General features: G+C 36.9%; 13 protein-coding genes. 11 read left to right on the forward strand and 2 right to left on the reverse strand.

The genetic code is table 11. From position 1 onward, the window contains the following. Nucleotides 1–72: 72 nt before the first annotated feature. Entirely contained in the window at nucleotides 73–396 is a 324-nt protein-coding gene (locus V7183_RS16100; RefSeq protein WP_097898389.1) for a YnfA family protein, read from the reverse strand. Nucleotides 397–723: 327 nt separating this feature from the next. On the opposite strand from V7183_RS16100, the gene V7183_RS16105 reads away from it, so the two are divergent. From V7183_RS16105 to dnaI, 11 genes are all read left to right on the forward strand, one after another. Then, nucleotides 724–1,440 (forward strand): response regulator transcription factor, encoded by a 717-nt coding sequence (locus tag V7183_RS16105; RefSeq protein WP_097898388.1) that lies wholly within the window; start codon nucleotides 724–726, stop codon nucleotides 1,438–1,440. After that, nucleotides 1,433–3,184 carry a two-component system histidine kinase PnpS gene (gene pnpS / locus V7183_RS16110; protein ID WP_097898387.1) on the forward strand — a complete coding sequence of 584 codons (1,752 nt, stop codon included), beginning with the start codon at nucleotides 1,433–1,435 and terminating at the stop codon, nucleotides 3,182–3,184. Before V7183_RS16105 ends, pnpS begins: the two co-directional genes overlap by 8 nt. 332 nt (nucleotides 3,185–3,516) lie before the next feature. Further along, nucleotides 3,517–6,150 carry a DNA polymerase I gene (polA, locus tag V7183_RS16115; RefSeq protein WP_335360160.1) on the forward strand — a complete coding sequence of 878 codons (2,634 nt, stop codon included), beginning with the start codon at nucleotides 3,517–3,519 and terminating at the stop codon, nucleotides 6,148–6,150. A 12-nt stretch (nucleotides 6,151–6,162) separates the two neighbouring features. Then, nucleotides 6,163–6,993, forward strand: coding sequence for a DNA-formamidopyrimidine glycosylase (mutM, locus tag V7183_RS16120; protein WP_335360161.1), 831 nt, complete (start codon nucleotides 6,163–6,165; stop codon nucleotides 6,991–6,993). An 80-nt stretch (nucleotides 6,994–7,073) separates the two neighbouring features. Then, the gene (gene ytaF, locus V7183_RS16125; RefSeq protein WP_335360162.1) at nucleotides 7,074–7,706 is read left to right on the forward strand and encodes a sporulation membrane protein YtaF; all 633 of its coding nucleotides are present in this window, start codon (nucleotides 7,074–7,076) and stop codon (nucleotides 7,704–7,706) included. A 49-nt stretch (nucleotides 7,707–7,755) separates the two neighbouring features. Further along, nucleotides 7,756–8,358 (forward strand): dephospho-CoA kinase, encoded by a 603-nt coding sequence (gene coaE / locus V7183_RS16130; protein ID WP_097898383.1) that lies wholly within the window; start codon nucleotides 7,756–7,758, stop codon nucleotides 8,356–8,358. A gap of 109 nt (nucleotides 8,359–8,467) precedes the next feature. Further along, entirely contained in the window at nucleotides 8,468–9,496 is a 1,029-nt protein-coding gene (locus V7183_RS16135; RefSeq protein ID WP_097898382.1) for a glyceraldehyde-3-phosphate dehydrogenase, read from the forward strand. Nucleotides 9,497–9,883: 387 nt separating this feature from the next. Then, nucleotides 9,884–10,267: an adenosylmethionine decarboxylase gene (gene speD, locus V7183_RS16140; RefSeq protein WP_006096185.1), complete on the forward strand. Its 384-nt coding sequence runs from the start codon at nucleotides 9,884–9,886 to the stop codon at nucleotides 10,265–10,267. Between the two features lie 333 nt (nucleotides 10,268–10,600). After that, nucleotides 10,601–11,062: a transcriptional regulator NrdR gene (nrdR, locus tag V7183_RS16145; RefSeq protein WP_097898379.1), complete on the forward strand. Its 462-nt coding sequence runs from the start codon at nucleotides 10,601–10,603 to the stop codon at nucleotides 11,060–11,062. A 193-nt stretch (nucleotides 11,063–11,255) separates the two neighbouring features. Continuing rightward, on the forward strand, nucleotides 11,256–12,662 hold the full coding sequence (locus tag V7183_RS16150) for a replication initiation and membrane attachment family protein (protein ID WP_335360163.1): 1,407 nt from the start codon (nucleotides 11,256–11,258) through the stop codon (nucleotides 12,660–12,662). A 33-nt stretch (nucleotides 12,663–12,695) separates the two neighbouring features. Beyond that, nucleotides 12,696–13,634 carry a primosomal protein DnaI gene (gene dnaI / locus V7183_RS16155; RefSeq protein ID WP_335360164.1) on the forward strand — a complete coding sequence of 313 codons (939 nt, stop codon included), beginning with the start codon at nucleotides 12,696–12,698 and terminating at the stop codon, nucleotides 13,632–13,634. A 27-nt stretch (nucleotides 13,635–13,661) separates the two neighbouring features. Here dnaI and V7183_RS16160 read toward each other — a convergent pair whose 3' ends face one another. Continuing rightward, complete coding sequence (locus V7183_RS16160) at nucleotides 13,662–13,859, reverse strand: DUF4177 domain-containing protein (RefSeq protein WP_335360165.1); 198 nt, start codon at nucleotides 13,857–13,859, stop codon at nucleotides 13,662–13,664. Nucleotides 13,860–13,911 lie beyond the last annotated feature (52 nt).

Here is a 13,911-nt window from a genome sequence, read left to right on the forward strand (position 1 = left end):
GCATGGCCAGATGCTCTCTTCTATCTAAAAAGAAGGGGGATGTCGTTTTTTTAATTGATGTATATATTTTTTTTACCCGCGAGGCCAAAGAATAATGAACACACCAACTAGGCAGACGGCAGCACCAGCCCAGTCAAATACATCTGGTGCTTTCTTATCGACCATCCATCCCCATAATAAACTCATCACAATAAATACACCGCCGTAAGCTGCATATACGCGTCCGAAGCTAGAAAATACTTGGAATGTGGCAATCACACCATATAAACATAAAACAATGCCTCCGATTAGACCGAATCCGATAGAACTACCTTCTCTTAGCCATTTCCAGATGAGATATCCACCGCCAATTTCAGCTAGCCCTGCAAGAATGAAAATAAGCCCTGCTTTCAACATAAATATATCCCTTCACTTTCTATCATTATTTTCTATTAGATATGTAATTCTCTTTTACCACGCTATTTGCGGACAGTAACACTCCCGCCTCAAAAGAAGTTAGGTCGGAGATGAACGGTTCGTAAAAGTCCGATTGGTAAGGGTTAATAATTAGTGGGGGATGGAGAAAACCCACATTGATTAAAGCTTCACTTTATAACTATAGCACAATCACGATTCGTGAACGGACAATTCTGTTGAGAGGGGCATTGTTTTCTAGTATGATGAGAATAACGGGGTAAATACTAGGATGAAGAAGGTTTCAAGTCTATTACTTGGAGGAAGAGAATGAGCAATCGAATTTTAGTCGTTGATGATGAGGAGTTTATCTTAACTTTAATTGAATTTAATTTACAGCAAGCTGGATTTGAAGTCATAACGGCGATGGACGGTGAAGCAGCACTTCAGAAGGCAACAACGGAACGTCCGGATCTGATTATATTAGATTTAATGCTACCAAAGATGGATGGCATGGAAGTGTGTAAAGAATTACGTTTGCAGCGCATTATGACACCTATTTTAATGTTAACTGCAAAAGATGATGAATTTGATAAAGTACTAGGTCTTGAACTTGGGGCGGATGATTATATGACAAAGCCGTTTAGCCCAAGGGAAGTTGTTGCTCGTGTAAAGGCAATTTTACGCCGCACAAAACTGCAGGAGGAACAAGTTCAGGAAGTACCAGATGAAAATAATATAACAATTGCTGATTTAAAGATTTTACCGGAATTTTATGAGGCGTATTTCCGAGGAGAAAAGTTAGAACTAACACCGAAAGAATTTGAATTACTCGTTTATCTTGCAAGGAATAAAGGCCGTGTGTTAACACGTGATCAGTTATTAAGTGCTGTATGGAATTATGATTTTGCTGGTGATACAAGAATTGTCGACGTTCATATTAGCCATTTGCGAGATAAAATTGAACAGAATACGAAAAAACCAGCATACATTAAAACAATTCGTGGGCTAGGTTATAAATTAGAGGAGCCAAAAGGGGATGAATAAATTTCGCTCCAGGCTTCTTTTTACATTTGTTTCTCTTATTATTTTTATTCTATTTGGACTAGGGGTATTGCTAGAAGCGGTGTTTGAGAATTATTATATTGATCATGTCAAGGAGAGAATGGTAAAAGAGACGCAGTACGTCGCTTTATTAGTAGAGGCAGAAGGGATTGATAAGGTTTTAAAAGAACCGAATATATTTGAAAAATTAGAAGAGCAAATGCCTATGTCCATTCTATTTACTGATCAAGCGAAGAAGGTTCAATATAGTAAAAGTAAGCACGCTGTGTTCGATCAGGCAACGATTGAAGAACTTTCCTCTGAAACCGCAAAACAAAAAAATAGAGTGATTACGAAGGAAACAAATCAGAAGAATGTATTTTATCATGCGGTGTTTATCAAAGACACGCAAGGAAAACAAGGATATCTACTTGTAAAAAGTACAATTGAACCTTTGAAAGATGTCCATCAGAAAACATGGGCACTATTAATTATAGGATTTGTAATTGCTTGTCTCATCGTTGTTTTTCTTGGGGTGAAAATTACAGGGCAATATATCCGCCCAATTGAATCTGTTACGAAAGTAGCGATTGAATTAGCGAAGGGGAATTATAAGGCACGTGCTTATGAAAGTCATTCAGATGAAACAGGAATGCTAAGCAAGGCTATGAATATTTTAGCTCGCAATTTACAAGAGATGACGTTAGAACAAGAAATGCAACAAGATCGTTTACATACACTTATTGAAAATATGGGAAGCGGTATGATTTTAATTGATAGCCGGGGCTATATTAGCCTTGTAAACCGTTCCTATAAGGAGATTTTTCATGTAACAGATGAAGAGTATTTAGATCGCTTATATTATGAATCATTTCATCATACAGAAATTGTTGAACTTGTAGAAGAAATTTTTATGACAGAAGTGAAAGTGCGTAAACAAGTCTTATTGCCGCTTGGAATTGAACGAAAGCATTTTGAAGTATATGGCGCGCCGATTATTGGGACGAACCATGAGTGGAAAGGGATTGTTCTCGTATTCCATGACATTACAGAATTAAAGAAACTAGAGCAAATGCGAAAAGACTTTTTAGCGAATGTTTCTCATGAACTGAAGACACCGATTACTTCTATTAAAGGATTTTCTGAAACATTGCTTGATGGAGCGATGGAAAATCAACAGTTTTGCGAGCATTTCTTACATATTATTTTAAAAGAAAGCGAGCGTATGCAAGGCTTAATTGAAGATTTATTAGACTTGTCGAAGATTGAGCAGCAAGGCTTTAAATTAAATATGGGCACTGTTGATATAAAAGGGTTACTTGAAGAAATTCAAATGGTGTTAGATAAAAAGTCAGAAGATAAAGAAATTGTTTTACAAGTGGACGTAAACAAACCAGTTTCTGTTATCGGGGACTCTAGTCGATTGAAGCAAATCTTCATTAATTTAATTAATAATGCGATTGTATATACACCTTCTGGAGGTACAGTATCTGTTACATTATTTGAAGATGATCATAGTGCATATATAAAAGTGTCTGATACAGGAATCGGGATTAGTAAAGAAGAAATTCCGCGTATTTTTGAACGTTTTTATCGTGTAGATAAAGCAAGAAGTCGAAATACGGGCGGAACAGGACTTGGATTATCTATTGTTAAACATTTAGTTGAGGCTCACCACGGAACGATTACAGTAGAAAGTGAAGTAGGTGTAGGAACGACATTTACAGTAGCTTTGCAAAAAAGCTAAATTGCAGTAGGGATAATAAGAAGTATATCTTAGATGATGGATATTTACATTATATTAACAATGGCTTCATCAAATATTAATAAAACTCTGTTAATATAATACATGAAAACCCCTTCATCCAAGGAGTAAATTGGGACGAGAATAGGTGCTCTGTTCTCGTCACTTCCCTTTTTGTAAAATGTAGCATGTTCATGTATATGTCTAAAAATATATGTAGTAGGAAAAACCGTTATTTTTCTTCTCTCTCTGAGTCATGTTAATATAGAGAGAAGGAAAAGACGGTTTTTTTCTATATGAAAAATCGTTTTAAATTTGTATGGGAGGTTTCCAATTTGGAGAAAAAGGTTGTATTAGTCGATGGGAATAATATCGCGTATCGTGCTTTCTTTGCACTGCCGCTTTTAAATAACGACAAAGGTATACATACGAACGCAATTTATGGTTTTACGATGATGCTAATGAGAATATTAGAAGAAGAAAAGCCGACGCATATGCTTGTCGCATTTGATGCAGGTAAAACAACATTCCGTCATAAAACATTTAGTGAATATAAGGGAGGTCGTCAAAAAACGCCACCTGAGCTTTCAGAGCAATTCCCGTTTATTCGCGAACTGTTAGACGCATTTCATGTACCGCGCTATGAATTAGAGAACTATGAAGCGGATGATATTATGGGTACGTTAGCGAAAGAAGCGAGTGAACAAGGTGCTCATGTTAAAGTGATTTCTGGAGATAAAGATTTACTACAGCTTGTTTCTGATAACACGCTTGTATGTATTCCGCGTAAAGGAATTACAGAGGTAGATGAATATACGAAAGAAGCTCTATTTGAAAAATATAGTTTATCACCAAAACAAATTATTGATATGAAAGGTCTAATGGGAGACCAATCTGATAATATTCCTGGTGTACCGGGTGTTGGTGAGAAGACGGCGATTAAATTGTTAACGCAATTTGAAACGGTAGAAGCTGTGTATGAAAACCTAGACAAAGTGAGCGGAAAGAAATTAAAAGAAAAATTAGAAGAAAATAAAGAGCAGGCACTTATGAGTAAAGAGCTTGCAACGATTATTACTGATGCCCCAATTACAGTACATGTAGATGATATTGAATATAAAGGATATGAAGCAAGCGACGTTATTCCGATGTTCGAGAATTTAGGGTTTACTTCTCTATTAAATAAACTTGGGGCTACTCCTATAGAAACAGCTCCAGCTGAACTAGATGATATTTCATTTGATATTGCTGAGGAAGTCACGGAAGAAATGCTTCAGCAAGATAGTGCAATCATCGTGGAAGTACAAGAAGAAAATTATCATAAAGCCGACATTCAAGGATTTGGTATTCAAAATGAAAATGGTTGTTATTTCATTCCATCAGATGTTGCGCTTAAATCTGAAGTTTTTACGAAGTGGCTTGCAAATGATGAAATGAGAAAGTATACATTTGATGCAAAACGTGCAATTGTTGCGCTTAAGTGGAAAGGTGTAGAAATCAAGGGGATCGACTTTGATTTACTAATTGCCGCTTATTTACTTGATCCAGCTGATACAGATAAAGATTTCCGTGCCGTAGCGAAAATGAAAGAAACGCATGCTGTTAAATCAGATGAAGAAGTATATGGAAAAGGGGCAAAACGTGCGGTTCCAGAGCAAGATATAGTGGCAGAACACGTAGCTCGTAAAGTTCATGTATTATATGATGTGCAACAAACATTTGTAGAGGAACTAGAAAAAAATGAACAGTATGAACTGTTTACAGAGCTCGAAATGCCACTTGCTCGCGTGTTAGCTGAAATGGAAGTAAAAGGTGTTATGGTTGATACAGAGCGCTTGCGTAATATGGGAGATGAGCTTGCTGGAAGACTCAAGGAAATGGAACAAGAGATTTATGAGCTTGCAGGAACAGAGTTTAATATTAACTCACCAAAGCAGCTAGGTGTTGTCCTATTTGAAACCCTAAACTTGCCAGTTATAAAAAAGACGAAAACAGGATATTCTACATCAGCTGACGTATTGGACAAGCTGATGGACCATCATGAAATCATTCCTAATATTCTATACTATCGTCAATTAGGAAAATTAAATTCGACGTATATTGAAGGATTGTTAAAAGTTGTTCATGAAGATTCTTCTAAAATTCATACTCGCTTTAATCAAGTGTTAACGCAAACGGGCCGACTAAGTTCTACAGATCCGAACTTACAAAATATCCCGATTCGTTTAGAAGAAGGAAGAAAGATTCGCCAAGCGTTCGTTCCTTCAAAAGAAGGATGGATTATGTATGCAGCCGATTATTCGCAAATCGAATTACGTGTACTGGCGCATATTGCAAAAGACAAGGGATTAGTAGAAGCGTTCCAGCATGATATGGATATTCATACGAAAACGGCAATGGACGTATTTGGCGTTGGAAAAGATGAAGTAACATCGAACATGAGACGTCAAGCGAAAGCAGTTAACTTCGGAATTGTATACGGCATTAGTGATTATGGACTTTCACAAAACTTAGGAATTACACGAAAAGCAGCAGGAGAATTTATTGAAAAGTATTTCGCTAGCTTCCCTGGCGTGAAAGAATATATGGATGAGATTGTACAAGAAGCAAAGCAAAAAGGGTACGTTTCTACATTATTAAATCGTCGCCGCTATATTCCAGAAATTACGAGCCGTAACTTTAATTTACGCAGTTTTGCAGAGCGTACTGCAATGAATACACCAATTCAAGGCAGTGCGGCAGATATTATTAAAAAAGCGATGATTATTATGGCAGATCGTTTAGAAGAAGAAGGATTACAAGCGCGTCTTCTTCTGCAAGTACACGATGAATTAATCTTTGAGGTGCCAAAAGAAGAAGTAGAAAAACTAGAGAAGCTTGTACCTGAAGTGATGGAACATGCGATTGAACTTGCAGTTCCGCTGAAAGTTGATTACTCTTACGGTCCAACTTGGTATGACGCAAAATAAGGAAGTGATGAAATGCCTGAATTACCAGAGGTTGAAAATGTTAGAAGGACGCTTGAAAATCTTGTAACAGGAAAAACAATTAAAGATGTAATTGTAACATATCCGAAATTAGTAAAACGACCAGATGATGCAGAACTCTTTAAGGAAATGTTGCGAGGTGAAACGATCGAACGAATTGAACGAAGAGGTAAGTTTTTACTTCTTTATGTAACAAAGTATGTGATTGTTTCACATTTACGTATGGAGGGAAAATATTTACTTCATAAAGGTGATGAGCCGGTAGATAAACATACGCATGTGCGTTTTCGGTTTACAGATGGTACGGAGTTACACTATAAAGATGTGAGAAAGTTTGGTACGATGCACCTCTTTAAAAAAGGTGAAGAATTTGAACAAATGCCGCTCGCTGATTTAGGACCAGAGCCGTTTGACGTTGAATTGACGCCAGGATATTTACAAGAAAGATTGCAAAAAACGAATCGTAAAATAAAAGTTGTATTGCTAGACCAACGTCTTTTAGTTGGGCTTGGTAATATATATGTAGATGAAGTATTGTTCCGTTCGGGGATTTACCCGGAACGAGAAGCTTCATCTTTAACGAAAGCTGAAATAGAAAAGATTTATGAGGCAACCGTTATAACATTAAGAGAAGCAGTTGAACGCGGTGGAAGTACCATTCGGACGTATATAAATTCACAAGGCCAAATCGGTTCGTTTCAAGAGCTGTTGAATGTGTATGGAAGAAAAGGTGAACCGTGCGTAACCTGTGGTACTGTAATTGAAAAAACAGTTGTTGGTGGGCGCGGCACACATTATTGTCCAACTTGTCAGCCTAGAAGCTAAGAAAGCGATTTTCCAATAACATCGGATAGGCATTTGTCATATACATACAGCAAAGCTGTGTATAGGGAAGGAGCTTACCGATGTACCTTTATTTTTCTCTTGTTTTATTAGCTTTCACATTAAGTTTAGATAGTTGTAGCGTAGGGCTTACTTATGGACTAAGAAGCGTGCGGATTCCGTTTAAATCAATCATAATCATTGGGGTATGTTCGGCAGCTGTGATGCTTGCTTCAATGGGAATTGGACATATGATTGCTAAAGTATTTTCACCTGTTATTGCGACGCGCATCGGTGGGCTTGTTCTCGTTGGTATTGGTGTGTGGGTATTATATCAATTTTTTAGAGGTGATAAAAAAGAGGAACCTCAGCAAGAAGAGAAAATTTGGAAATTAGAAATTGCTTCGCTTGGATTAGTCATTCAAATTTTAAGGAAACCAACTGTCGCTGATTTTGATAAATCGGGCACAATCTCTGGAGGAGAGGCTTTACTTCTTGGTATTGCTCTGTCGGTAGATTCGTTTGGAGCTGGAATAGGTGCATCTTTACTAGGATATGCACCTGTAATGATGGCAATATCAGTTGCGATTATGAGTTCTTTGTTCTTATTTATTGGAATGAAGCTTGGCACAGTTTTATCAAGTATGCGATGGTTACAAAAATTCACTTTCCTGCCTGGGATTTTACTCATTATTATTGGAATTTGGAAAATGTAGAAGGCGTGGAACATAAGTTTCACGCCTTTATTGTTGAGGAGGAAGAATGATGACAGTTGTAATTGGATTAACGGGAGGCATTGCAAGCGGAAAAAGTACGGTTTCACAAATGTTTCGTGAACTAAGCATTCCTGTGATTGATGCAGATATTATTGCAAGAGAAGTTGTAGAACAAGGGAAACCGGCATATAACAAAATTGTAGAGGTGTTTGGGAAAGAGATATTGCAAGCGGATGGGGAGCTTGATCGTCCGAAACTTGGAAGTATTGTATTTCATAATGAGGAAAAACGATTGCAGTTAAATGGAATTGTTCATCCAGCTGTTCGTAAAGAAATGAATGATCAAAAGGATATGTACATAAAGGAAGGGATGCAAGCGGTTGTGCTAGATATTCCGCTTTTATTTGAAAGTAAGCTAACGAATCTTGTTGATCAAATTTTAGTTGTAGCTGTTGCGCCCAGTACGCAGTTAGAACGTTTAATGAAACGAAATGGTTTTTCAGAAGAGGAAGCGAAGGCGCGTATTGATTCCCAAATGCCTTTAATAGAAAAGGTAACATTGGCTGATAAAATCATTCATAATGATGGCACAATTACTGAAACAAAAGCACAATTACAGCGCATTTTAAAGGAATGGAACATTATTAACTAAAAAATTGTGAAATTAATAAAAATGCTTAGTGACATATCTTCTTTTTGTGTTATACTATTATTGGGATTAGAGATAATTAGTATAACGCATTCAAGGGGGATAACATATTATGACTCGTGTGGCAATTAATGGATTTGGACGTATTGGTAGAATGGTATTTCGTCAAGCAATAAAAGAAAGCGCATTCGAAATTGTAGCAATCAATGCAAGCTATCCATCAGAAACATTAGCGCATTTAATCAAGTATGATACAATTCATGGCAAGTTTGACGGAACAGTAGAAGCATTTGAAGATCATTTATTAGTAGATGGGAAAATGATTCGCCTTCTAAACAACCGCGATCCAAAAGAATTGCCTTGGAAAGAATTAGATGTTGAAGTTGTAATTGAAGCAACTGGAAAATTTAATGCAAAAGAAAAAGCGATTCTTCATGTAGAAGCTGGGGCGAAAAAAGTTATTTTAACAGCACCTGGTAAAAATGAAGATGTAACAATTGTAGTTGGTGTAAATGACGATCAATTAGATATTACAAAACATACAGTTATTTCCAATGCATCTTGTACAACAAACTGTTTAGCGCCTGTTGTTAAGGTGTTAGATGAGCAGTTCGGAATTGAAAACGGTTTAATGACAACTGTTCACGCTTATACAAATGACCAAAAAAATATTGATAACCCACATAAAGATTTAAGAAGAGCACGTGCTTGTGGACAGTCTATTATTCCTACAACAACAGGTGCTGCGAAAGCACTAGCAAAAGTTCTTCCACATTTAAATGGAAAACTTCATGGTATGGCACTTCGTGTTCCAACACCAAACGTGTCTCTTGTTGATTTAGTAGTAGATGTGAAACGTGATGTAACAGTTGAAGAAATTAATGAAGCGTTTAAAACTGTTGCAAACGGTGCAATGAAAGGAATTGTAGAGTTCAGCGAAGAACCTTTAGTTTCTATTGACTTTAATACAAATACGCATTCAGCTATCATTGATGGTTTATCCACAATGGTAATGGGCGAACGCAAAGTGAAAGTACTTGCTTGGTATGATAACGAGTGGGGTTACTCTCGCCGTGTTGTTGATCTTGTAAAGTTGGTTGTTAGCGAATTAGCAAAACAAGACAACGTACAACATATTTAAGTGAAAAAGGGAGAGGGCAAGCGATTGCTTGCCTTCTTTTTATTTTTTTCTGAAAAGGAAAAAAATTACACGAATATAATTTTTTGAGTGATACATACTTAGAAACATTGTGATTACTGTATTTGCGAATCTTTTATTTTTTTTTGGGAAAAGTAAAGAAGAGAATATGACAAAAAATCGAAAAAACTGTTGTTGCAAAATGAAAATAAACAAAGTATACTAACACTCGTAAACTTAAGAGCTGAGGTACGTAGTCACTACTTAAAGGGTTAGGACCTCTCTGGACTAACTTTCCCCCGTGGTAGTGGAGCAAGCCAAATTGCAAATTAGTTTTCAATTCGAACAGTTAGAATTAAATTTACAAGGGGGAACTGTAGAATGGATACTATGGACACGATGGGTCGTCACGTAATCGCTGAACTTTGGGATTGCGATTTCGACAAGCTTAATGATATGCCGTTTATTGAACAATTATTTGTGGATGCAGCACTAAGAGCTGGTGCTGAAGTGCGTGAGGTTGCCTTCCATAAGTTTGCACCACAGGGTGTAAGTGGAGTGGTAATTATTTCAGAATCACACTTAACAATTCACAGTTTTCCAGAACACGGCTATGCGAGTATTGATGTTTATACTTGCGGGGATCGTATTGATCCAAATGTTGCTGCAGAATATATTGCAGAAGGTTTAAATGCGAAAACGCGAGAGAGCATCGAGCTTCCTCGAGGCACAGGTAGCTTCGAAATTAAGCATAGAGAAACAAAAGCTCTTTAAAAAAGAACATAATTGATTTAAAATGTAAAGAGGTGTATAATGCACCTCTTTTTTAGTTTATATAAAGTAAAACTTCCATCAGTTGTTTTTTCATTGATGGCTAGCCCGCACCAATCGGGCTTTTACGGGCAGTTTTTTATCTCCCGTGCAAGTTTTTTGTTTTCGCCGAATGTTGAGGTGGGAATATCATTACCCGTTAAAGAGGGAGAAAATGATCATAAGTATCGGCTTAAAGTGGTAAGCGCAGACAAATAGGTTATATAATATTGTATATATATTTACGTGTAGGTGAATGGAAGAGAGTACAGATTACTTTGTAAGGGAGTGAATGAGTTGCGTTGTCCATCCTGTTTTCATAATGGCACGAGAGTGTTGGATTCACGTCCAGTAGATGAGGGACGCTCTATTCGAAGAAGGAGAGAGTGTGAAAGTTGCTTACATCGATTTACGACATTTGAACGAGTGGAAGAACCACCTCTTATTGTTGTAAAAAAAGAAGGAACACGAGAAGAGTTTAATAAAGAAAAGATTCTACGTGGATTAATTAAAGCGTGCGAAAAAAGACCTGTATCCTTAAAACAATTAGAAGAAGTAACGCAAAATGTAGAGCGTGAACTTCGTAATTTAGGTATATCAGAAGTGAAAAGTGATATGATTGGTGAGATCGTGATGGAAGCTTTGCGAGATATCGATGATGTTGCTTATGTACGTTTTGCTTCCGTATACCGTCAATTTAAAGATTTAAATGTATTCATTGAAGAATTAAAAGATATACTGCAAAAAGAGAGAGAATAGAGCGCAGTTATAATCTGTAATCGCGCTTTTTCTTTTAATTACTTTACTTTGAAATGATAGAAGAATGTAACCTGCAAATAACGGGATAAGAGAGCTAGAAGCGCAAGCTAATAGCTCTTTTTCACTAAGAAATTATATAGGTAGAACGTGATAAAGCATGAGTTAGAATGGATAAAAGAAAGGAATTGCAAGGATGGAAAAACAGTCATGGATGGAGCTATTGCCAATTGATCGTTATAAAGTAAGTGCAAAGGGATTGCTGCATAGCTACGATCGGAAAGTATTAACGATGTTATACCAGCCGTTAGTAGGTAGCAGAGCTTTTAGCTTATACATGACGCTGTGGGGAGAGCTAGAACAAGATCGTGTGTTTGGAAAAGAGAATACGCATCACTCTCTTATGGTCACAATGCAAATGCAGCTTCCTGAAGTGTATGAGGAGCGAGTGAAATTAGAAGCAATTGGTCTTTTAAACGTATATATAAAAAAAGAAAAAGATATTAGAATGTTTATATATGAACTCCAGCCACCATTGTCTCCAAAACAATTTTTTGATGATATCGTCTTAAGTATCTTCTTATACAACAGGTTAAGCAGAACGAAATACAATCAGGTAAAGCAATATTTCTTAGAAGAAGCGTTTGATTTTACTGTATATGAAAATGTTACGCACTCTTTTAATGACGTATTTGATTCGTTTAACCCAGGACAATTTGAGCATGCGCAAGAAGAACTTCGAATTCCAAATACAACGGTCATGCCTGGCAATACAAAGGGGAATGCTCCAAAGCTTTGGAATGATTTCTTTGATTTTTCTTTATTTGTAGAAGGATTATCAACACTCGTCCCAAGAAAATCGATTACGGATCAAGTACGTGAATGTGTTGTCACACTGGCTTATGTGTATGGTGTTGATGTGTTATCGATGCAAAATATTGTCCTTGGCGCAATGACAGAAATGCAAACGATTGATATGGAACGGCTTCGGAAAGGGGCACGCGATTGGTATCAATTTGAAAATGGTCAAGCGCTTCCTGTATTAAGTGAACGAGTACAACCTCACGCTGCACGTACGATGAAAGAGAAAGAGCCCTCTACGCAAGAAGAGATGCTCATAAAACAGCTAGAAGAAATTTCACCGAAACAATTGTTAAAAGAGATTTCGGGCGGAGCAGAAGCGACAAAAGCGGATTTGCAAATTGTCGAAGAAGTAATGATGAATCAAAAGTTGACGCCAGGCGTTGTCAACGTACTTATTTATTATGTAATGTTGCGTTCTGATATGAAACTTGCTAAAACATATGTTGAGAAGATTGCAGGACACTGGGCAAGGAAGAAGGTGGGCACAGTGTCAGAAGCGATGGCTTTAGCAAAAGAAGAGAATCGCCAATATCAAGAATGGGCTGAAACGAAGAAAAAAGGCCGTGCATTGAAGAAACCAGTACGGAAAGAAATGGTGCCGGATTGGCTTAAGGAAGAAGCGAAAGAAGAATCCAAAGAACAATCGCAAGATCGTGCAAGTTCAAAAGAAAATCCAAGCAAGCTAGAAGAAGAACGAAAGAGACTAGAAGAAGTACTAAAAAAATATAAGCGTGATTAGTAGAAGAGAATGAACGCTCTTTGAGGTGAAAAAATGGAGCATATTCAAAATTCATTTACAAAGTTGATGAAAAACGAAAATTTTAAAAATAGATATGAAGTGTTAAAAGCAGAAGTTATGGCACATCCGCGTGTGAAAGAGTTTATTGAAGAACATAAAGGTGAAGTAACAACTTCTATGATAGAACGAAGTCTAGTGAAATTGTATGAATATATTGGGCAAAGCGTTGGATGCGCAGATTGTCCGAACTTAGAATCATGTAAAAATATGATTCAAGGATACGAGCCAAAATTGATTATTCAAGGTAAGATGATTGATATTCAGTATGATCGTTGTGTGAGAAAAGTAGCTTATGATGAGAGAAAGAAATATGAAAAGTTAGTGCAAAGTGTCTATATGCCAAGTGATATTTTGAAGGCTTCTATGGGGAATTTAGACCCATCGGATTTAGATGCGCGTATTGATGCGATTGGTGCAGCAAATGAATTTTTAAGTGCGTATGAACCAGGGAAAAAAGTACAGGGTTTATATCTCTACGGTAAATTTGGTGTAGGAAAAACGTATCTCTTAGGAGCGATCGCGAATGAATTGGCCTTAAAAAAGGTAAGTTCAATGATTGTATACTTACCAGAATTTTTACGGGAAATTAAAAGTTCACTGCAAAATAACACGATAGGTGAAAAGATTGATGCGGTGAAGCGTGTACAAGTCTTAATGTTAGATGATATTGGGGCGGAAGCAATGTCCAGCTTTGTACGTGATGATGTCCTCGGTGCCATCTTACAATTTCGTATGTTGGAAAACTTACCGACGTTCTTTACATCAAACTTTGATTTTAAAGAGTTAGAACATCATCTAACATATACGCAGCGCGGAGAAGCAGAAGAAATGAAAGCGGCCCGTATTATGGAACGCATTAAATATTTGGCGAAACCAGTTGCGATTGGCGGGAAGAATCGTCGTCATATGTAAAGAGCAAGCGCTATGCTTGCTCTTTTTTTATAGTGTTGCTTTTTTTTCAAAAATAAGCTCGAAATATCCAGCGTGCCCATATCCCTTTGTCCCAGGAGCGAAAATTTGTACGAAGCGCCATCCATCTTTGGCATGCTCGGTAATAATGTGTTGATAGTCTTCTTTTGGTTTATATTCCACTAAACCAGATTTTAATTCTACTTTAATAAATTTGTATTCATACATGTATAATCCCACCTTTTAATATTTTTATAGTTAAATTATACAATAAAAACTT

Origin of the sequence: Bacillus sp. JJ1127, assembly GCF_036965845.1 — a bacterium.
In the GTDB taxonomy this organism is placed as follows: Bacteria; Bacillota; Bacilli; order Bacillales; family Bacillaceae_G; genus Bacillus_A.